The 19,359-nt window shown below is 63.4% G+C and carries 19 protein-coding genes; 4 read left to right on the top strand and 15 right to left on the bottom strand.

Features of this window, described 5'->3' with window-relative positions; genetic code table 11:
* Window positions 1-57: 57 nt before the first annotated feature.
* From ACTJKL_RS01530 to ACTJKL_RS01545, 4 genes are read left to right on the top strand one after another with little or no spacing between them, the layout of a single operon-like run.
* Window positions 58-948 (top strand): carbohydrate ABC transporter permease, encoded by an 891-nt coding sequence (locus ACTJKL_RS01530; protein WP_100671735.1) that lies wholly within the window; start codon window positions 58-60, stop codon window positions 946-948.
* A 7-nt stretch (window positions 949-955) separates the two neighbouring features.
* Window positions 956-1,843: an ABC transporter permease subunit gene (locus ACTJKL_RS01535; protein ID WP_440852003.1), complete on the top strand. Its 888-nt coding sequence runs from the start codon at window positions 956-958 to the stop codon at window positions 1,841-1,843.
* 42 nt (window positions 1,844-1,885) lie between these two features.
* Complete coding sequence (locus ACTJKL_RS01540; RefSeq protein ID WP_440852004.1) at window positions 1,886-3,016, top strand: ABC transporter ATP-binding protein; 1,131 nt, start codon at window positions 1,886-1,888, stop codon at window positions 3,014-3,016.
* 27 nt (window positions 3,017-3,043) lie between these two features.
* Window positions 3,044-3,958 (top strand): sugar phosphate isomerase/epimerase family protein, encoded by a 915-nt coding sequence (locus ACTJKL_RS01545; RefSeq protein WP_100671738.1) that lies wholly within the window; start codon window positions 3,044-3,046, stop codon window positions 3,956-3,958.
* Window positions 3,959-4,126: 168 nt separating this feature from the next.
* On the opposite strand, the gene derI is transcribed toward ACTJKL_RS01545, so the two are convergent.
* The 15 genes from derI to ACTJKL_RS01620 all read right to left on the bottom strand — a co-directional run bounded on the left by derI (window position 4,127) and on the right by ACTJKL_RS01620 (window position 19,264).
* A complete protein-coding gene (gene derI / locus ACTJKL_RS01550) occupies window positions 4,127-4,564 on the bottom strand; it encodes a D-erythrulose-4-phosphate isomerase (protein WP_003537271.1) in 438 nt (145 codons plus the stop codon).
* Between the two features lie 44 nt (window positions 4,565-4,608).
* Window positions 4,609-5,376 (bottom strand): triose-phosphate isomerase, encoded by a 768-nt coding sequence (locus ACTJKL_RS01555; protein ID WP_440852005.1) that lies wholly within the window; start codon window positions 5,374-5,376, stop codon window positions 4,609-4,611.
* Window positions 5,373-6,158, bottom strand: coding sequence for a DeoR/GlpR family DNA-binding transcription regulator (locus ACTJKL_RS01560; RefSeq protein WP_275597623.1), 786 nt, complete (start codon window positions 6,156-6,158; stop codon window positions 5,373-5,375). Before ACTJKL_RS01560 ends, ACTJKL_RS01555 begins: the two co-directional genes overlap by 4 nt.
* Before the next feature lie 94 nt (window positions 6,159-6,252).
* Complete coding sequence (locus tag ACTJKL_RS01565; RefSeq protein ID WP_440852006.1) at window positions 6,253-7,191, bottom strand: sugar phosphate isomerase/epimerase family protein; 939 nt, start codon at window positions 7,189-7,191, stop codon at window positions 6,253-6,255.
* Between the two features lie 13 nt (window positions 7,192-7,204).
* Window positions 7,205-8,050: a TIGR01459 family HAD-type hydrolase gene (locus ACTJKL_RS01570; protein ID WP_440852007.1), complete on the bottom strand. Its 846-nt coding sequence runs from the start codon at window positions 8,048-8,050 to the stop codon at window positions 7,205-7,207.
* Window positions 8,047-9,330 (bottom strand): FGGY-family carbohydrate kinase, encoded by a 1,284-nt coding sequence (locus ACTJKL_RS01575; protein WP_440852008.1) that lies wholly within the window; start codon window positions 9,328-9,330, stop codon window positions 8,047-8,049. Before ACTJKL_RS01575 ends, ACTJKL_RS01570 begins: the two co-directional genes overlap by 4 nt.
* The gene (locus ACTJKL_RS01580) at window positions 9,327-10,382 is read right to left on the bottom strand and encodes a class II aldolase (RefSeq protein ID WP_018095509.1); all 1,056 of its coding nucleotides are present in this window, start codon (window positions 10,380-10,382) and stop codon (window positions 9,327-9,329) included. The genes ACTJKL_RS01575 and ACTJKL_RS01580 overlap by 4 nt, the downstream gene beginning before the upstream one ends.
* Window positions 10,383-10,395: 13 nt before the next feature.
* Complete coding sequence (locus ACTJKL_RS01585; protein WP_440852009.1) at window positions 10,396-11,934, bottom strand: glycerol-3-phosphate dehydrogenase; 1,539 nt, start codon at window positions 11,932-11,934, stop codon at window positions 10,396-10,398.
* 4 nt (window positions 11,935-11,938) lie between these two features.
* Entirely contained in the window at window positions 11,939-12,607 is a 669-nt protein-coding gene (locus ACTJKL_RS01590; RefSeq protein WP_440852010.1) for a class II aldolase/adducin family protein, read from the bottom strand.
* Window positions 12,608-12,616: 9 nt separating this feature from the next.
* Complete coding sequence (locus ACTJKL_RS01595) at window positions 12,617-13,654, bottom strand: 2-hydroxyacid dehydrogenase (protein WP_100671746.1); 1,038 nt, start codon at window positions 13,652-13,654, stop codon at window positions 12,617-12,619.
* Window positions 13,651-15,228, bottom strand: coding sequence for an FGGY-family carbohydrate kinase (locus ACTJKL_RS01600; protein ID WP_440852011.1), 1,578 nt, complete (start codon window positions 15,226-15,228; stop codon window positions 13,651-13,653). The genes ACTJKL_RS01595 and ACTJKL_RS01600 overlap by 4 nt, the downstream gene beginning before the upstream one ends.
* On the bottom strand, window positions 15,228-16,352 hold the full coding sequence (locus tag ACTJKL_RS01605; RefSeq protein WP_127711264.1) for an ABC transporter ATP-binding protein: 1,125 nt from the start codon (window positions 16,350-16,352) through the stop codon (window positions 15,228-15,230). Before ACTJKL_RS01605 ends, ACTJKL_RS01600 begins: the two co-directional genes overlap by 1 nt.
* Entirely contained in the window at window positions 16,349-17,467 is a 1,119-nt protein-coding gene (locus ACTJKL_RS01610) for an ABC transporter ATP-binding protein (protein WP_018095515.1), read from the bottom strand. The genes ACTJKL_RS01605 and ACTJKL_RS01610 overlap by 4 nt, the downstream gene beginning before the upstream one ends.
* A gap of 4 nt (window positions 17,468-17,471) precedes the next feature.
* A complete protein-coding gene (locus tag ACTJKL_RS01615) occupies window positions 17,472-18,329 on the bottom strand; it encodes a carbohydrate ABC transporter permease (protein ID WP_010969796.1) in 858 nt (285 codons plus the stop codon).
* A gap of 11 nt (window positions 18,330-18,340) precedes the next feature.
* Window positions 18,341-19,264 (bottom strand): carbohydrate ABC transporter permease, encoded by a 924-nt coding sequence (locus tag ACTJKL_RS01620; RefSeq protein WP_018095517.1) that lies wholly within the window; start codon window positions 19,262-19,264, stop codon window positions 18,341-18,343.
* Window positions 19,265-19,359 lie beyond the last annotated feature (95 nt).

Consider the following 19,359-nt stretch of genomic DNA (forward strand, 5'->3'; position numbering starts at 1 on the left):
GCCTGCCGTGACGTCGGCAGGCCCCGATTTTCTTCCTGCACATCGGAAATCGAAGCTATGGACAAGCGTGCGGCCTTTCGCAGCTGGTGGCTGCCAAGCCTATTCGCCCTGCCGCAGATCATCCTGATCCTGCTGTTTTTCTATTGGCCAGCAGTCGCCGTGCTGCGATGGGCGTTCACATTGGAGCCGCCGTTCGGGGGCGCCGCGGAATTCGTCGGCCTTGCCAACTTCCAGGAGGTTTTCGCCGATCCGCTCTACTGGAACTCCGTCGGTATCAGCCTGGCATTCGCCCTTTGCGGCACCTTGGCCACCATCTTCATCGGCCTCGTTCTTGCGCTTGCGGTCGATCGGCAATTGCCGGCCTCAGCTCCGTTCCGGTTTCTGTACATTCTGCCTTATGCGATTGCAGGCCCGGCCGCAGGCATGGCTTTCCGCTTTATCCTGTCGCCGGAGCGCGGACTGATGGCATCGGTCAACGCGGCTTTCCCGGATTTCTGGAACCCGGCCAAATACGGCAGCCACGCCCTGATTCTCGTCATCGTCGTCTTTGCGTGGAAATGGGCGGGCTACACATTCATCTTCCTTCTCGCCGGCCTTCAGTCGGTCCCCCGTTCGCTTATCGAGGCTGCCGCCATGGACGGCTCCGGCCCCGTCCGCCGTGCGGTCGATATCCAGGTACCCATGCTGGCGCCGACGCTCTTCTTCCTGCTGGTCATCATGATGACCGAGGGATTCGTCGGGGCCGACACCTACGGCATCGTAGACCGAACGACGGAGGGCGGGCCGAACCACGGCACGGATGTGATGGTGTACCGCATCGTCGAGGAGGCATTCCGCGGCTTGAACTATTCCGGCGCGTCGGCGCAAAGCCTCGTCCTCATCGGTCTCATCATGATCTTCACCTTCATCCAGTTCCGCTTCATCGAGCGCCAGGTCCATTACAAGTGAGGCTCACATGATACAGCGGACACCTTTCGCCAACGCCCTCACCTATGGCGTGATGATCTTCGGCTTCCTGCTGCTGATCGGCCCTTTCATCGTGATCGTGTCGGGCGCCAGCCAGACCTTTCAGCAAGTAAACGCCGTACCCTTCAGTCTTCTGCCGCAGGATCGCCTGATCGAGAACATGAGCGCCGCATGGGAGCGCGCCAATCTCGGGACGGCGATGCTGAACAGTTTGGTCATGGCCAGCCTCGTCACGATCGGCAAAGTGGCCCTATCGGCGCTGACGGCCTTCGCCATCGTCTTCTTCCGAACCCCGCTGAAGGGCTTCTTCTTCTGGATGGTGTTCATTACCCTGATGTTGCCGCTGGAAGTGCGCGTGGTGCCCACCTATGCCGTCGCTGCCGATCCGTTCCAACCTGTCCGGCTTCTGATCTCCGCAGTAACGGGCTTCGAAGTCTCGGTCGACTGGAACCTTCTCAACTCCTATGCCGGCCTCACGCTGCCCCTGATCGCGACCGCGACCGGAACGTTCCTCTACCGCCAGTTCTACCTGACCCTGCCCGACGAACTGGCAGAGGCGGCGCGGATGGACGGGTCGGGTGCGATCCGCTTCTTCATCGATATGCTGCTGCCGCTGTCGCGCACGAACATGCTCGCTTTGACCACGATCATGTTCGTCTATGGGTGGAACCAGTATCTCTGGCCGCTCCTGATGGTGACGGACCCTCAATACAAGACCACGATGATGTCGCTGATTGCGCTCCTGCCGTCCGAAAACGGTACTCCGGACTGGAACGTGACGCTTGCCGGATCCTTGATCATCATGCTGCCCCCGCTCATCGTCGTTGCCGTCCTCCAGCGGTGGTTCGTTCGCGGGCTCGTGGCGACCGACAAATGAACCGCATTTCCCAAACAGAAACAGACAGAGAGGCCCGCGTTCATGGCTGACATCCAAATTAGCGCCGTGCGCAAGTCCTACGGCAAGGTCCCTACCCTGCATGGCATCGACCTCGCCTTCGCGTCGGGAGAATTCGTCGTTATCCTCGGTCCGTCCGGGTGCGGGAAATCGACGCTTCTGAGGATGATCGCGGGGCTGGAGGAAATCACCGCCGGGGAAATCGCCATCAACGGGCGGGTCGTCAACAGGCTTGAGCCGCGCGAACGCGGCTGTGCCATGGTGTTCCAGAACTACGCCCTCTATCCCCACATGACCGTCGCCGGAAATATCGGCTATGCCCTGAAGGTGGCGGGCATACCGAAGGCTGAGCGGCTGCGCCGCATCGAGGAAACAGCGAAGATCGTCGGGCTTTCCGACTATCTCAATCGGAAGCCCGCGGCACTTTCCGGCGGTCAGCGCCAGCGCGTTGCCATGGCCCGCGCGATTATCCGCGAACCGAGCGTGTTCCTTTTCGACGAACCGCTCTCGAATCTCGACGCCAAACTGCGCGTCACCATGCGAGCCGAGATCCGGAAGCTGCATCAGCGTCTCTCGGCAACGTCCATCTTCGTCACCCATGATCAGGTCGAAGCCATGACGCTCGCTGACAAGCTGGTGGTCATGAACAAGGGCCTCGTCGAACAGGTGGGACAGCCGCTCGACATCTACCATCGTCCGGCAAGCATCTTCGTCGCGTCCTTCATCGGCTCGCCGGCCATGAACCTGTTCGATGCCGAGATCGACGTCGGCAACGCCTGCCTGACCTTCGCCGGCGCGAAGCTGCCGATCGACAGGAGGATTGCGGCGCGTCTGGGCGCAGGAAACATCACGATCGGCATTCGCCCGGAACAGTGCATCGTGTCGCCCGAAGCAAAAGCCGGCGTCGCGATCAGGGTCGAGTTCGTCGAGGAGCTCGGATCCGGCCGCGTCATTCACGCGGAGCTGCATGGCCGTCCCTTCGCCGCCTGTGTCGACGAGAAAATGCGCGTCCGGCCGGGTGATTGGATCGACCTGGAGCTGCCTTTGGCGCAATTGCACGTTTTCGACCGCGAGTCAGGCCGGCGGATCGGGGTCGATCTGGAAACTCGCGCCGTCGCTGCTTCCGCCGGTCGACCGGCATTCGAAACAATCTGATCGCGTCCATCGAGAAGGAGAAACGCAATGAACGAAATCATTTCCGCCGTAGGCTTTTGCAACCGGACCGGCAAGGGCGATCTTTCGAGCCTGGACGCGTCCTTACGCGAAGTTGCCGAAACGGGTGCTGACGCCTGCGAAATCGGAATTTACGGCGAAGAAATTGTCAGTGGCGGACGCATCATCGAAGACCGTGTCCGGCGCGTCGCCGACATCACGAAGAAATATTCCTTCAAAAAGCTCTCGCTGCACGGTCAGATCCTGTCCAACTTCATGGATCGCCAGCATCATCATCTGCAGAAAAAGGTCGTGAGGGCGATGCTCGAACTGTGTGACCGGCTTGGCGCCGGGATCCTCGTTCATCACTCCGGCGCGGCGCAGCTCGCCCCCGGAGAAAGCGCCGCCGATCTCGACAGGATGGAACGCGATGCCCTCGCGGAAATGGCGGAGATCGCAAAAGCGTACGGAGTACGCATCGCGCTTGAAAACATCTTCACGACGGAAACCGGCCAGTATCGGCAGACGCCGAGGCAGGTCGCCGAAACCGTGCGGGCGATCGGTTCCGACAACGTCGTCGCGCTCATCGACTTCTCGCATGCCTATATCGAAGCGACGCATCGAGGACTCGACTTCCGCGACGAGCTGAGGACAATGGCGCCGGTGACTGGTCACCTGCATGTCCACGACAGTTTCGGGCTGCCCTATTCCATGACCCGCTTCTATCATCCGGCAGAGGCGACCGCACTCGGCATCGGAGACCTGCATCTGCCGATCGGCTGGGGCGACATTGCCTGGGACGACATTTTCTCCGAGTTGACCTTCCTTCCGGACACGACGCTGATCATGGAAATCGACGCCGGGCGGTTTGCCGATCAGCAACCGGCGTGCCTGGAGCGCGCACGGAGTCTGGCCGCCGCAGTGGGACTGAGATCCGCGGCGTAGCGTGCGCGGTCACCTTTCCGCGCGTACCAGATCACGACGTTTAGGGTTGGAAGGCTACAGGATCAAAACCAATCCTGTTCCAGAAGCGAAAACACCCGGCATTGCTGCCGGGCGTCTCGCTGCGTGCGCATGAGGGAGGATCAGCACGCGCCGCAGAATTCGCGACCGTTACTTCGCCTGATCCAGGCGGTCGATCGCTTCGACATTTGCCGCCGACGGACCATTGGGGTCGAACTCGGAGGCCAGCCACGTATCGACGATCGATTTCGCCAGTTCCGGGCCGATGACGCGCGCGCCCATGGTGATGATCTGGGCGTTGTTGGATTTGGCCGCCCGCTCGGCGGAATAGGTATCGTGGGTCAGCGCGGCGCGGATGCCCGGCACCTTATTGGCCGAGATGCACACGCCGATGCCGGTACCGCAGATCAGAATGCCGCGCTCGTTTTCGCCGGCCGTGATCGTCTGCGCCAGATCGCGGGAGAGATCGGCATAGTAGCCGGTCTGACTCAGGTCCTTGACTTCGAGATCGCTCCTCTTGGCGAGATGCGCGGCGATGACGTCGAGCAGGGGCTTGCCGGCACTGTCGGCTCCAATCGCGATTTTCATGTCGTTTCCTTTCCGTAAGGTGTTGTTGCCTGACCCGGCGATGCTCAGATCGCCCGGGCTACGCGTTGCAGAATGTCGAGGTAGCCGCCCACGTCCCAGGCGGAGCGGCCGATGAAGAGCCCGTCGATATGGCGCTGGAGGATCAATTCCTCGCAGTTCTGCGGATTGACGCTGCCGCCATAGAGTACCGGAACCTTCACGCCGAGTGCACGCTCGGCGACTTCGCCAATGCGGCGGTGGCGGGCATCCGCATAGTCGGCGGTGGCCGGTATGCCGTTGACGCCGATCGCCCAGACCGGCTCATAGGCCAGGAGAACGGGCGCCGTCCGCGCCGCGCCTTCGAGAAAGGCAAAGGCGCCTTCCACCTGGCGCTTCAGGACCGTATCCGCCTCGCCCGCCTCGCGTTCGGCGAGAGTCTCGCCGATGCAGATCAACGGCACGAGCCCATGCTTGACGGCGGCTGCCGTCTTCAAGCCCACGGTGCGGTCGGTCTCGCCGAAATGCTCCCGCCGCTCGCTGTGCCCGAGCTCGACGATGTCGAGATCGCAATCCCTGAGCATGACCGGAGAAATTTCGCCGGTCCAGGCGCCCGCATCGTCCCAGTGCATGTTCTGCGCACCGACCTTGACGCTCGTCGCCTTAAGCCTTTCCTTTACCTGCCGCACGGCGGTGAACGGAGGAATGACGAAGCGCTGTATCCGCTGATCGCGCCCATCCTCAGCGGCCGCAAGACCGTCGGCGAAGACCATTGCCTCGGCCAGCGTCTTGTTCATCTTCCAGCTCGTGCCGACCCAGAGACCAGTCTTGCTCATGCGTTCTCCAATATTTTCCGATTGTCGATCCTGACGAGCTTGACGCCGGCGTCACCAAGCGCCGCCGTATTCCCCTCGGACACTTCGCTTCCGGTCAGCACCGCGTCGAAGGCCTCCAGCCCCGTCAGGAAATGCAGGGCCGACCGGCCGAACTTGCCGTGGTCCACCAGGAGATATTTGCGGCTGGCGGATTTCACCATCTGGCGCTTGATCTGCACGACCTCCTGATCCTGGTGGAACGCTGACGCGCCCTCGACGGCCGAACTCGACAGGAAGGCCACGTCGGCGCGCAGCGAACGCAGCGCCTCCTCGGTGACGACACCGAAAAAGCCGTTGAATTTCTTGCTGTAATGTCCGCCGAGCGCGATCAGGTTGATGCCCGGGGCTCCCGAAAGATCGGCGATGACGCCGAGATTGTTGGTGATGACGGTGAGCGGGCGAATATCCCTTAGAAACCCGGCGATCGCTCCGGCCGTCGAGCTGTCGTCGATGATGATGCTCTGGCCGGGCTCGATCAGCGTCGCGGCATGTTCCGCAAGGCGGCGCTTCTCGCCCGTCGCGATCTTTTCGCGGTAGCGGAAATCGCTTTCGAATTGCGGGCTCGACTGGATGGAAGCGCCGCCATGGACCTTTCGCAGGAGCCCCGCCTGTTCGAGATCGTCAAGATCGCGATGAACCGTCATCTTGCTGACGCCGAAGCGAAGGGCGAGTTCCTCGACGGAGGCTGTTCCCGCCTCCATCAGGACATCCATGATCGCCTGGCGTCTGTCTTCCGGTTTCATCGCATCGTCCCGTCAGGTGCAGCCTCCGCTGCGCCAAGGGAAAGGTAACAGTCTTCTGTGATATTTCTACTCAAATATGGGATTTTGTTACATTTCATTGTGATAATTTCGAAGCATTAAATCCCGTATCGATAAACGGCTCCCAGAATTCAACCGACTCCCGAATCATTTCCACCACGTTGCGGTCGGTCGGTTCGCGCTCCCGGAAGGAAAGCTCCAGGCAGATTTCGTTGTCCGTCCCGCCTCCCCTCCTGACGGCCTCGAGCAGTCGTTCGGGCGTGATCCTGCCGTCCTTGTTGTAGGCGGCCGTGAAGGGCCAGTGTCCGCCCTTGTTCATCGAGGACTGCTTGACGTGAATGATCGGCGACTGCCGCGGAAAGGCCTCCGCCCAGGCATAGGGATCGACGTCGGCGGCGTTCGGCGATGTGACGTCGCCATGATCGATGTCGACCATCATCCTCATCGGGATCGGCAGGTCGGCTGCCGCCAGACGCCGGTCGAGCGCCCTGCACGCCTCGATCGTGTGGCCGAACTCCCGGCCGACCGACATCGGCTCCCAGAAGACATAGGAAAGGCCCGCGGCCTTGGCGTGCTCTGCCACCTCGCGCCAGCATTCGATGGCGATCGTCATCAGCTCCTCGCGACGCGCCGGGTCGTGATAATCCCTGAGGGTGAAGATCGCGAATTGCGTACCCATGCCGGAGGCGCCGAGCTCGGCGGAGATATCGGCAAAAGTCTTGAACCAGTCGACATAATAGCGCCGGACGTCCGGGTCGGGATGTCCGAAATGATTGAGACGGCCATATGGGCCCGTCATGCCGGAGGTGATTTTCACGCCGGTTCGGCCGAGCGCCGTTCGAAACTGCCGCAGCGTCTTGTTGATCGTCGCCGCCGGCCAGCCTGGATTGACGAATTCATGGGTGAGTTGGACGTAACCGATGCGGATCTTCTCGGCGATGGTGTCGATCAGGTCGTCCGCCTCGGCAAAGCGGTTGACCAGAGGATTGGTGTTGAGGGACAGCGTGAAGGCCATTGCCGGCTCCTTGCTACCAGAGGAATTTCGGGAGGATGAAATCGGGGCTCGCGCCGTGCTCCCGGAAGAGCTGCCGGCGCTCCGCGTCCGACCGCTGCTCGAGAATTCCGGTGGCGACGAGCACCGAGCCGAGCCCGGCCGCCGCAGCCCCGGCAATGTCATGCTCGACGCTGTCGCCTATGGCACAGACGCGCCGCGGCTCCGGCCGCCCGAGAAAATCGAGCGCGAAGTCGTAGATGTCGGCAAACGGCTTGCCGATCCAGCGCACAGGACCGCCCAGCTCTTCGTAAAGCTCGGCGATGCGACCGGCGCCGAAGGCCGGGCCGCTCCTCGTCAGCATAACCTTGTCCGGGTTGGTACAGAGGCACGGGATGCCTCGCCGGGCAGCCGGTCCCAGCAGATCTTCGTAATAGGCAAGCGGATGGATATCGCCCTCGCTCCCCGCCAGCAGCACGATGTCCGCGTCTTCACCGCTCTCGGTGCGGACGAGATTCAGCCCCTTGAGCGGCGACTGATCGCCGTCGCGGCTGATCAGAAGGCACTTGCGCGCTGCGCCGCCCTCGCCTTCGGCCTCCCGTTTCAAGAGCTGCCAGGCAACCTCTCCCGAGGTCAGGAACCAGTCCCAGCTTCCGCCCTGGAAACCGAGTGCCTCCAGCCGCCGATCGTTCTCGGCCGAGCGCTTGCCGGAATTGGAGAGGATGATGACCCGCTTTCCGGCCTGTTTGAGACGGACAAGCGTTTCCGCCGCACCCGGATAGGGCCCGCGACCGTCTCTCAGCACTCCGTATTGATCCACGAGAAAGGCATCATATGCGTCCGATATCGCAGAGAGGGCTGGAATTTCCCGGACGGCGCTCATAGCACGCCCGCCGCTTTCGCTCCCGACAGCGCCAGGCGAGCGGCGCCGGCAGCCGCCTCTTCCGATAGCACCGGCAGGAAGGGAACGGCGAGCCTCCGTTTTCGGATTTCGGTCCACACCCCGTTCTTCGCGCCGCCGCCGACGGTGCGGATCGAGCCCAGGGCCGGGCTGCCGAGGGATACGAGCCGCTCATAAGCAAGACGCTCGACCCCCGCGATGCCCTCGAAGATCGCCTTCAGGAATTCGGCGTCCTCCGTCGGGCGCGGTTCCATGCGCGGCATGAAGGCGGGATCGGCCACCGGGAACCGCTCGCCGGGTTTCAGCAGCGGATAGAAGTCGAGGCCCGTATCGCTCGCCGGGTCGATTTGCTCCGAAAGCTCGGCGATCCGATCGCTGCTGAAATGCGCAGCGAGAACCGCGCCACCGGTATTGGAGGCGCCGCCGGCAAGCCACATATCGCCGATCCGGTGGCTGTAGAGCCCGAATTCCGGGGCAAAGAGCGGTTTGTCAGAGAGCATCTTCACCGTCAGCGTCGTGCCCAGCGCACTGACGGCATCACCCGGCCGGTCAGCGCCGGTTGCAAGGAAGGAGGCGCAGCCGTCCGTCGTACCCGCAACGATAACGGCTTCGCTCGGCAGTCCGAAGGCTTCCGCCGCGGCCCGCGAGATCGTCGCGACCGGCGCCCCCGCCGGCAGAACATCGGGCAGAAGATCGATACGCGCGCCGGTCCGCGCAAGCCATTCCGGCCAGCTGCGGGCAACGGGATCGTAGCCGGTCTTCAGCGCGTTGTTTTCGTCGCTGATGTCATAAAGCCCGGTGAAATGGCCGGCAATCCAGTCGGCCTGGTGGATGACACGGAAGACGTCCGGGAGCGACTGGAAGGTCAGCAGCTTGGCCAGGCCCGATGTCGCGCCATGTGCCGCACTCTCCTTGGGTGCATGAACGGCGATACGCTCCAGAACGGCGGGATCGCCGACCGGGTCGTTATACATGAGCGGCGTCGCGAGCGGCGCTCCGTCGACAGCGACCGGGAGCATGGTGCCCGACGTGCCGTCGATGCCGAGCGCACATATATGCGAGCCGTCGACGGCTTCGAGTGCCTGCGCAAGCGCGGCCTGGACAGCCTTCCACCAGCCAAGCGGATCGCGATGGTCATCGGAAAAGGCGGCAAGCCTGGCTGCGCCCGACGCGACGATCTCGCCCGCAGCGGTCATCGCCACGGCACGTGCACCGGACGTGCCGAGGTCGATGCCGAGAACGAGCTTGCCCTGGCCGCTCATTGCAGCACCTGCCCTGCACGGTTCAGCTGCTGGCGGTATTTTTCCGCGTCCCAGCCGAGAAGTTCCGCGTTTTCCGCATCGGTGAGATAGCGCAGCCTTGCACCCTCCGGGATTCGCGCCGTCACGTCCGAAAGGCAGCGCGCCATGGCGAGCGCGCCGGCAGAGATATCCTTGAGCACCAAGGCGCCCTTGCCGGGAAAGAGAAGGACCGGCGGCAGGCTCTCTCCCGCGCGACGGAATCCCTCTTCGAGAGAGAGCGCGTTCTCTCCCGGAGCGGCGACAACCGATCCCTTGCCGAGAAAGATCACGTGGTCCGGATAGAGGCTGCCTCCCGCAGCAATTCTGCAGCTTTCGAGATCGGTCGCGGCATCGTGGATCCGCCCGTCGTCGGGCAGCCGATAGGCGCTGTTGACCGCAAGGCGCGACAGCGCCTCAAGGTCGGCGGAAGGCGCCCGCCGCACGGGCACGGCGAAGCGCTGGGATACCTCTGCGAGAAGACGCGCGGCGTCCGCGACCGTCTCGGCGGCGACGGCGAGCCCGTGATTTCCGAGTACCAGGACCGAGGTATCATCCCGAATCCGCTCGGCAATTGCCTTGGCGAGCGGCAACCCCGGCCTGGCATAGGGAACGAAGGCGTAGGGAATGCCCTGAAGCTTCTCTTCGGCAATCGCGGCCGCGTCGGCGTGAACGGCGGTCGCGATCGTCTCGACGCAATGGACATGAACCACCACCTTCTGCGGCATCAGCGCGTGGACCGTGGTTTCGATCGACGGCCTGAGGCCCGAGGGGTTCAGATCCTCGACGACGAAATCCTGCGCCTTCTCCGTCGCCGGGTCGTCCCGCTCCAATGCGTCGAGCAACGGGTCGAGCGCGACCGCGACCATCACGTCGCGCCGACGGGCATGGGCAAGCCACAGGCCGGAAGCCTTGATCCAGAGGGTTCCGCCTTCCTTGATCGAGGTATTGCCGCCCGCGCCCTGAACGAGATCCGGATCGGCGCCGACACGCGCCGACAGATCGAGAAGCGCTTCGAATTCGGAGCTTCGCAACATCAATTCTTCCTTCTCACGCCGCAGCCTGCTGGCCCTCGAACCAGCCGCTGAAGGCCCGCTTCTCGGCGTCGCTCATATGCAGGCCGTGTTTCGTGCGCCGTTCCATCAGGTCTTCCGCCGTTCGCGCCCATTCATTCTCTATGAGGAAGCGGGCTTCCCGCTCCCGGAAGAGCTGCGTGAACGCCGTCCCGAGCTCGTCGAGGCAGGTGGCGCTGCCGATCAGATCATGCGCCCGCGTGCCGTAAAGCCGGGCGTAGTGCTTGGCGAGGTCCGACGGCAGCCACCGGTAGCGCGCGCGCAGGTCGCCGAGAAACTGGTCGAAATCCGCATCCGCCATGTCGCCGCCCGGCAGATGCGCACGCGCCGTCCAGGCCGGGCCCATCTTCGGAAAGAAAGGCTTCAACCGTTCGAGCGCGTGCTCGGAAAGCTTGCGGAAGGTCGTGATCTTGCCGCCGAACACCGAGAGCAGCGGCGCGTCCTTCCCGGCGGCGTCGAGCTCGAAAATATAGTCGCGCGTCACTGCCGACGGATTTTCGGCATTGTCGTCGTAAAGCGGACGCACACCCGAGAAGCTGTGAAGGATGTCGCCCGGCGCCAGTTGCTGCTTGAAATAGCGGTTCACCGATTTCAGGAGATAGGCGACCTCGTTTTCGTCCGCCGCGACGTCCTCAGGCCGCCCGTCATAGGGAATATCCGTGGTGCCGATCAGCGCCAGGTCGTTCTGATAGGGATTGATGAAGATCACGCGCTTGTCGGGGTTCTGGACGAGATAGGCCTGCCGCCCCTCCCAGAACTTCGGCACGACGATGTGGCTGCCCTTGACGAGGCGGACGCTGCGGCTCGAATTCAGCCCCGCAACGCGGCCGATCACGTCGTTGACCCAGGGCCCGGCGGTATTGACCACGCAGCGCGCCTTGGCCTCCGTCTTCGCTCCGGTCGCGGCATCGGTCATCTCGACATGCCAGAGGTCGCCTCGCCGGCGAATACCGGTGCAGGCGGTGCGGGTCAGTATCCGGGCGCCTTTCTTTTTCGCGTCGAGCGCGTTGAGCACGACGAGGCGGGCGTCGTCCACCCAACAGTCGGAATATTCGAAGGCCTTGCGATAGGCCGGCTTGATCGCAGCGCCTTCCGGGGCCGTACGCAGGTTGAGCACCCGCGTGCCGGGGAGGCGCTTGCGGCCGCCCAGGTGATCGTAGAGGAAGAGGCCGAGCCGTACGAGCCAGGCCGGCCTGTCGGCCGGATTGTGCGGCAGCACGAAACGCATCGGCCAGATGATGTGAGGTGCGGATTCCAGCAGAACCTCGCGCTCTATCAGGGCTTCGCGCACCAGGCGGAACTCGTAATATTCGAGGTAGCGTAAGCCGCCATGAACGAGCTTGCCGGAGCGGGAACTCGTGCCCTGCGCCAGATCGTCCTTCTCGCAGAGCAGGACGGAGAGCCCCCGCCCTGCCGCGTCGCGGGCAATGCCCGCCCCGTTTATGCCGCCGCCGATGACGAAAAGGTCGTATGTACCGGTTTCGGAACTCACGTGCTTGTCTCCTGTCGTCGTCATGCGGTCAGGCGGCCTCGCCGTTGGGTTTGTCCTGATGGCCGTAAGTGGCGAATCCCTCGATGACGCCGGCGATTTCCTCCTCAGGCAGGACCACCGGGCCGCCGATCAGGAGCGCGTGGTAATATTGCTTGGCGATCGTCTCGAGCTCGATCGCCGCCCACATCGCCTTTTCCAGGCTCGAACCGGTCGCGATCATGCCGTGATTGGCCATGAGGCAGGCGGAACGCCCCTCCATCGCCTTCAACACGTTCTCCGACAGCGCCTTCGTGCCGTAGCGGGCGTAATCGGCGACGCGCACGTCGGAACCGCCGAAGGCGGCGATCATGTAGTGGCAGGCGGGAATCGGCTTGCCCGCGATCGCGAGGATCGTCGAGAAGGTCGCGTGGGTATGAACGACGGCGCCGACATCCGGCCGCGCCCGCAGAATGTCGAGGTGGAAGGGCCATTCGACCGACGGCCTCTTGGGGCCTGCCCAGGCGCCATACTCGCCGTCGATCGGCATGGCGACGATCATGTCAGGCGTCATCTGGGCATAGGGGATCGCAGACGGGGTGATCAGCATCGTGCCGTTATGGCTCAGGCTGATATTGCCCGAAGTGCCCTGGTTGAGGCCAATCGCATTCATGTGGCGGCAATGGTCGATGATCGACTGGCGCAGTTGAAGTTCGTTCATCGTCCCACCTCAGCACGGATTGACCGGCGGCAGGCCGGCGATGTAGCGGCGCACTTCCTCGGCAGCCATTTCGGCCGCATAGGTCACGGTGCGTACCGACGCGCCCGCGATATGCGGCGTCAGCGTCACATTGGGAAGATTCAACAGCGGCCAGCCTTCCGGCACGGGCTCGACGGCAAACGTCTCCAGCATCGCGCTTGCGAGATGGCCGCTGACGAGATTCTCGTAAAGCGCGTCATAGTCGCAGAGCGGTCCGCGGGCCGTGTTCACGAAGATCGCCCCCGGCTTCATCTTCGCGAAGGTCTCCGCATTCATCATGTTCTTCGTCTCTTCGCTGACGCGCGGATGCAGCGTCACCAGGTCGGCGCGGGCAAGCAGTTCGTCGAGCGAGACGTGCTCGACGCCGGCATTCCTGTCTTCGGCGCTGAGCTGAACATAGGGATCGTGGACGAGCACCTTGGTGCCGAAAGCACGAAGCAAGCGGACCACCTTGGTGCCGATATTGCCGTAGCCGATGACGCCGACCGTCATTTCGGAAAGCTCGCGGCCGGTGCGGTCGGCACGGTAGAGATCGCCCCGCCATTCGCTCCGCCTCAGCGCTTCGTGCCCCACGCGGATAAGGCGCGTCTCCGCGAGGATGGCGCCGATCGTGAATTCGGCGACGGCACTCGCATTGCGGCCGGGCGTGTTGACGACGAGGACGCCCGCCTCGCGAGCGGCTTTCATGTCGATATTGACCGGACCGCCGCGCGACACGGCGACGAGCTTCAATCCCGGCAGGTCAGCCAGCATCGTTCGCGACAGGGGCGCAAGCTGCGTCACGAGAATTTCGGCATCGCCGACGAAGTCGACGATTTCGCCGGGCTTGCCGAGATATTCCTTGAGGCCGTCCATGCCCTCCACGGCATAGCCGTGCTCCATCGGCACGTCCGGCCAGGGCAGTTCGAGCATGCTGATCTCATGCCCGTCGCCGCATGCCTCGACGATCTTGTCGCGAAAAACATCCGGCAGCATGAACCGGTCGCCGATAATGGCTATCTTCTTCATTGCGGTCTTTCCTGTTGGTTTCCCGTTCCGGCTGCGTGGGAGAGCGCATGCCAGACGGGTTGAAGCGCAAGGCGCGACTGCTTGTAGGCGGGGAAAAGCGCATCATAGCGGCGCGCAAGCTCTTCATCCGCGGGTTCTGCCGGCCGATGGTGGGGCCGCACCCATTCGCGGACGCAGTCGGCCATCGAGGGATAAATGCCGAGAGAGACGGCGGCGATCATCGCCGCACCGGCGGCACCCGCCTCCTCGCGTTCGCTCGTCTGGATGCTGGCGCCGAGAGCCCCGCCGAGAATGCGGCGCAGCGAGGCGCTGCGCGCAGCGCCGCCCGACAGACGAACGCAGGCCGGCAGCGGCCCCATCGCGGCGTAACAATCCCGCGAGGCAAAGGCGAGACCGTCGAAGACCGCACGCACCATGTCGCCGAAGCCGTGATTGATCGAAAGCCCGACGAAGGAGGCGCGGGCCGAAGCATCGACAAAGGGGCCGCGCTCACCGGCCTCCGAAATGTAGGGCTGGAAGAGAAGCGGAGTCTCGTTCGCCTCGGAAAGCCAGCCATCCACATGGGTGAGCAGATCGTTCTTCGATTTCTCGATCCCCATGCCCTTGAGGAGACCTCCCGCAAACTGCAGGATCCAGTCGATATTGAGCGTCGCAGCCATATTCGACTGCATCTGCGCATAGGTGCCCGGAATCGGCATGCACATGGTGTAGCCGGTGTGATCCTGGTTGAGCCGAACATCGTCGGCGCCGGCGGCCAGACGCATGTGCATGCCTGTCGAGCCTATGATCGAGCAGCCCGTGTCGGTTCCGGGATCGTAGAGGCCAGCGCCGAGCGCCGTGCAGACGACGTCGACATAGCCAAGCACCACCGGCGTCCCCGCCGGCAGGCCCGTGGCGGCTGCGGCGGCAGCCGAGAGAGGGTGATGCGTGCTCGCCCCGTCGATGATTTCCGGCAGCAGGTGTTTGAGTTCGTTGAGACCGAGAAAGTCGATCACGTCGTCGGAATACTGGCGCTTGCGGAAATCGCCGAAGGTGAAATTCGCTTCCGAGGGATCGGTCGCGCGCCTGTCCGTGAGATTGAAATAGAGCCAGTCCTTGCAATGGAATGCGGTCGCAGCACCTTTCAGCATCTCCGGTGCATGATCCTTCATCCAGCGCAACTGCGGGCCCTGCTGGCAGGCGGCAAGTCCGGAGCCGGTGCGCGAGAAACGCTCCGCATCGCCGCTTTCGGCCCGCAGGCGTTCGACGATTGCGCTCGCGCGCGCATCAAGCCAGAGCCAGCCCTTGCCCACCGGCTCGCCCTCTCTGTCGATCATCCAGGTGCCGTCCCCCTGACCGGTCACCGCGATGGCGGCAACACGGCCAGGGAGGTTCTCGATCCTGGCCGAGAGCTCGACCAGGGTTTTGACCGTGTCCGTCCAGGTACGCCGCAACTCCTGAACGCTGCCGGTGCGGCCCACCGCCTCATAGCTGTTCGGAACCGCCGTCATCGCCAGCTGCCGGCCGCCGAGATCGAAGGCGACGGACTTGATGACGGACGTTCCGGCATCGATGCCGATGAGGATGTCGCGCATCAGGCGAGCTCCTCGCCGTGCGAAATCGCCATACCGCTCTCGCTGTCGAAGACGTGCAGGCTTGCAGGGTCGAGCCGGATGCCGATCGGCTGACCGATCTCCAGGCTGGTACGGTCGTGTTCGACGAGCACCATGGTGCCGCCGGCGAAATCGGCCGCGATATGGGTCTGGTCGCCGAGCCATTGATTGACGGCAACACGCCCCGTCACCCCGTCTGCACTGCGCCGGACGGAATAGGGCCGGATGCCGAGAACCACATTCTGGCGCTTCATCAGCGCATTGCGGACGGCATGGGAGAAATCGGCGGCCTGGTATTCGAGCCGGACCCCGTCCTTGAGGCCGAAGGTCACGCGGGCGTCCGTGCCGCTGACGCTTGCCTCGAAGACGTTCATCGGCGGCTCGCCGACGAAGGTTCCGGTGAAGAGATTCGCCGGCCGCTCCTTGATCTTCTGCGGCGTATCGAACTGCTGCAGCACGCCGCCTTCCATGACGGCGATCCGGTCGGCGAGCGCGTTCGCTTCGGTCTGATCGTGGGTGACGAGAATGGCGGTGAGCCCGCGTTCCTTGATGTAGTGCTTGATACGGCCGCGCAGCACGGCGCGCAATTGCGGCTCGAGCTGGCCCATCGGTTCGTCGAGGAGATGCAGGTCGGCGTCGCGGATAAGCGCGCGTCCGAGGGACGCCCTCTGCTGCTGACCGCCGGAAATCGAACTCGGATAACGGCCGAGAATATCCTCGATCTCGAGCAGTTTGGCGATGCTCGCTACCTTCTCTTCGACGACGCTTTGAGAGAGCTTCGACGCCTTGAGCGCAAAAGCTATGTTTTCGCGTACCGTCAGCGGCGGATAGAGCGAATAGCCTTCGAAGGCCATGGCGACGTTGCGGCGGACCGGCGCAAGCATATGCACCTGCCGGCCGGCGACCGAAATCGTGCCGCGCGATACCGGTTCGAAGCCGGCGATCATGCGAAGGGTAGAGGTCTTGCCGCAGCCGGAGGAGCCCAGAAGCGCGATGATCTCACCCTTCTTCACCTCCATGTTCAGCTGCTTCACGGCGTGAACGCCGTAGTCGACCGGGCCATAGAACTTGTCGACATTGTCGATCAAAAGAGCGGTAGCGTTCATGCCGCTTCTCCATCGCGCTTGGATGCCAGTTCGGAAGGAAGGATGCGCTGGCCCGTCGCCTTGTCGAACAGAAAGGCCGCCCGACCGTCGACTGCGATATGCGCCGGTCCGGCGACCGGGCCGGGGGTACCGGCAGGACGGGACACCAAGATCTCGCGGCCGCGGGCGGTCAGCGCCAGCGTCACGGTCTTCTCGTTGAGCGGCGTTTCCGCCTCGACCGTCACGGGGATCGCGCCCTGCGCGGCGGCTTCGGTAAAAGCGATCGTCTCCGGGCGCAGGCCGAGAACGCATTGCTTTTCGACAATTTGCGCGCCGAAGCCCGGTAGGCGCAGCCGCATGTCGGAGAGTTCGACGAACGCGCCGTCCGGTCCGCGCTGCGGCACGACATCGAGCAGGTTGATGGTCGGATCGCCGAAGAGCCGGGCGATCTCTATATCGGCGGGCGCGTTGTAGATTTCCGCCGGCGTGCCGATCTGGCGGATACGCCCATGCGCCATGACCGCGATGCGGTCGCCGAGCGCCATTGCCTCCTTATAGTCCTGCGTGACGTAGATGACGGTTGCCCCTTGAGCGGCGAGCAGGCGCGGCAGTTCCAACCTCATTTCGAAGCGCAGCTTCGCGTCGACGTTGCGAAGCGGATCGTCGAGAAGCAGCAGCGGCGGCGAGCCCACGAGGGCGCGGGCAAGTGCCGTGCGCTGCTTCTGGCCGTTGGAGAGCGCCTTCGGATGATGGCTCAGCACATGATCGATCTTCAGGAGCTTTGCGACCTTGTGCACGCCGGCGGCGATCGTGTCCCGGGACGATTTCCGCGAGGTCAGCGCGCTGGCGATGTTGTCGAAGGCGCTCATATGCGGGAACAGTGCAAAGTTCTGGAACGCCATGCCGAGCCCGCGATGCTCCGCGTCCACGTCGGTCATGTCTTCGCCGCCGATCAGGACCCGACCACCATCCGGTTCGATGACGCCGGCGATCAGCCGGAGCAGAACGGTCTTGCCGGAACCGGACGGGCCGAAGAGCACCAGTCGCTCGCCATTGGCCACGTCGAGCGAGAGATCGTCCAGAACCGCCTGGCTCTTGTAGCGCTTGACGATGTTTTTCAGTTGCAGTGTTGTCATTCGATTATCCCTTCACCGCACCGAGCGACAGGCCTTCGACGAGGTAGCGCTGGGCGTAGAGTGCGAGTGCGAGCGTCGGCGTGATCGAGAGCACGATCGCGGCGGCGATCTGGCCGTACTGGATGCCCGAGGCCGTGACGAAAGCCAGCGCGCCGACTGTCACCGGCTGCTTGTCCGCAGACGCCAGCACCAGGGCGAACACGAAATTGTTCCACGCGAAGATGAAGGCGAGCAGACCGGCCGCTGCGATCCCGGGACCTGCCAGCGGCAGGGCGATCTTGCGGAACGTCGAGAACCAGGAGTGGCCGGCGATGCGATAGGCATATTCGACATCGGCCGAGATGTCCTCGAAGTAGCCGCGCACGATCCAGAGGATGAGCGGCAGGCAGATCAGCTGGTAGATCCAGATGAGACCGAAATAGGTGTTCGAGAGGCCGAGCCACTGAAAATACTGCGTCAGGGGCAGCAGCACGAGCAGCGGCGGCGCAAAGCGGAAGGAGAGCAGCGTGAAGGCGATGTCCTCCGACCCTCTGAACTTGTGCCGCGCGAAGGCATAGGCCGCCGGCACGCCGAGGACCAGCGCCAGAGCTACGGAAGCGACCGACAGCAGGACCGAATTGCCGAGATTGCGCATGAAGGCGATATCGAGCGTGCCGGAAGCCGTCTGGAGTTTGCCGGTGATCAGCGCCGCATAATTCTCGAGCGTCGGCGTGAAGACCACCGATGGGGGTATTCTGAGGATCGTCTCGTTCGTCTGGAACGACATGAGGAAGATCCAGACGATCGGAAACATGAAGAAGACGACGACCAGGGTGAGCGCGACGCCGCGCAGGAGCCTTTCGACCGGAGAGGTGGTTTCCATTTTCGGCCTCCTTACGCTTCGCCGCGGGCGCGTTCGCGCAGCCGGAGCCAGTTCTTGATGAAGATGTTCGACAGGGCGTAGGTGATCGCCCACAGGATGATCAGCAGCGCCGCTGAACGCCCGACATTGGTCGACTGGAAGAAGTTGAGGTAGGCCTCGACCTGGAAGACCGTCAGCGTGTCCCCGGGTCCGCCCTGCGTCATCGCGTAGATGATGTCGAACTGCTGGATCGAATCGAGCAGCCGGAAGAGCGTCGCCGTCAGAATATAGGGCGTCAGCATCGGCAAGGTGATGCGGAAGAAGACGAAACTGCGCGGCACGCCGTCGAGCGCCGCCGCTTCGAAAGGCTGCGTCGGCAGCGAGCGGAGGCCCGCGAGCAGCAGGATCATGATGAAGGGCGTATAGACCCAGATGTCGACGAGCACGACGGTCAGCAGAGCCGTGTCCGGCGACGAGGCCCAGCGGAAATTCTCAAGGCCTACGAGGCTTGCGAGATAGCTCAGGATTCCGAAGCCGGGATTGGTCATCAGCTTCCACATCAGCGCGGCGAGCGCCGGGGCCGTCATCAGCGGCAGGAGCAGCATGATCGAGATAAAGTTGTTGACCGTGGAGCGGCGCTGCAGGAGCAGCGCGATGCCGAGACCGAGCAGCAGCTCCAGGGTCACGGTGACGCCGGCATAGAGCAGCGAGATCTTCAGCGTGTTCCAGAAACCCGGATCGGTGAAGAAGTTCAGATAGTTCTCACCCCAGTTGAACTGGCGTGCCCAGGGCTGGCTAAGCCGGTAGCGCTGGAAGGAATAGATCACCGCCGTGAAGAACGGGATCAGGATACCGATGCACACGAGAAGCGCCGGCAGGGAGAGCACATAGGGCAAGGCCCTCTTGCTGATTCCGAACCTGCTGCCCCTTGGGCTGGAGTGCGTTACTGAAGCCATGGCCAGCTCCGTCTAAATGCCTGTGTCTATGACATAAGGGGTCGGCCGCGGCCGGCGCAGCCAGACCCCCTCTTCCATTTGCTTTTCGTGCCGAA

Source organism: Sinorhizobium sp. 22678 (assembly GCF_052044265.1).
GTDB lineage: Bacteria > Pseudomonadota > Alphaproteobacteria > Rhizobiales > Rhizobiaceae > Sinorhizobium > Sinorhizobium meliloti_A.

Bases quoted from the DNA above. Each gene is read 5' to 3' on its own strand.
- ACTJKL_RS01530 (WP_100671735.1), top strand. From the start codon at position 58: ATGGACAAGCGTGCGGCCTTTCGCAGCTGGTGGCTGCCAAGCCTATTC.
- derI (WP_003537271.1), bottom strand. From the start codon at position 4,564: ATGAAAATCGCGATTGGAGCCGACAGTGCCGGCAAGCCCCTGCTCGAC.
- ACTJKL_RS01535 (WP_440852003.1), top strand. From the start codon at position 956: ATGATACAGCGGACACCTTTCGCCAACGCCCTCACCTATGGCGTGATG.
- ACTJKL_RS01585 (WP_440852009.1), bottom strand. From the start codon at position 11,934: ATGACGACGACAGGAGACAAGCACGTGAGTTCCGAAACCGGTACATAC.
- ACTJKL_RS01605 (WP_127711264.1), bottom strand. From the start codon at position 16,352: ATGAACGCTACCGCTCTTTTGATCGACAATGTCGACAAGTTCTATGGC.
- ACTJKL_RS01560 (WP_275597623.1), bottom strand. From the start codon at position 6,158: ATGAAACCGGAAGACAGACGCCAGGCGATCATGGATGTCCTGATGGAG.
- ACTJKL_RS01580 (WP_018095509.1), bottom strand. From the start codon at position 10,382: ATGTTGCGAAGCTCCGAATTCGAAGCGCTTCTCGATCTGTCGGCGCGT.
- ACTJKL_RS01620 (WP_018095517.1), bottom strand. From the start codon at position 19,264: ATGGCTTCAGTAACGCACTCCAGCCCAAGGGGCAGCAGGTTCGGAATC.
- ACTJKL_RS01565 (WP_440852006.1), bottom strand. From the start codon at position 7,191: ATGGCCTTCACGCTGTCCCTCAACACCAATCCTCTGGTCAACCGCTTT.
- ACTJKL_RS01540 (WP_440852004.1), top strand. From the start codon at position 1,886: ATGGCTGACATCCAAATTAGCGCCGTGCGCAAGTCCTACGGCAAGGTC.
- ACTJKL_RS01590 (WP_440852010.1), bottom strand. From the start codon at position 12,607: ATGAACGAACTTCAACTGCGCCAGTCGATCATCGACCATTGCCGCCAC.
- ACTJKL_RS01610 (WP_018095515.1), bottom strand. From the start codon at position 17,467: ATGACAACACTGCAACTGAAAAACATCGTCAAGCGCTACAAGAGCCAG.
- ACTJKL_RS01555 (WP_440852005.1), bottom strand. From the start codon at position 5,376: ATGAGCAAGACTGGTCTCTGGGTCGGCACGAGCTGGAAGATGAACAAG.
- ACTJKL_RS01545 (WP_100671738.1), top strand. From the start codon at position 3,044: ATGAACGAAATCATTTCCGCCGTAGGCTTTTGCAACCGGACCGGCAAG.
- ACTJKL_RS01595 (WP_100671746.1), bottom strand. From the start codon at position 13,654: ATGAAGAAGATAGCCATTATCGGCGACCGGTTCATGCTGCCGGATGTT.
- ACTJKL_RS01575 (WP_440852008.1), bottom strand. From the start codon at position 9,330: ATGAGCGGCCAGGGCAAGCTCGTTCTCGGCATCGACCTCGGCACGTCC.
- ACTJKL_RS01600 (WP_440852011.1), bottom strand. From the start codon at position 15,228: ATGCGCGACATCCTCATCGGCATCGATGCCGGAACGTCCGTCATCAAG.
- ACTJKL_RS01615 (WP_010969796.1), bottom strand. From the start codon at position 18,329: ATGGAAACCACCTCTCCGGTCGAAAGGCTCCTGCGCGGCGTCGCGCTC.
- ACTJKL_RS01570 (WP_440852007.1), bottom strand. From the start codon at position 8,050: ATGAGCGCCGTCCGGGAAATTCCAGCCCTCTCTGCGATATCGGACGCA.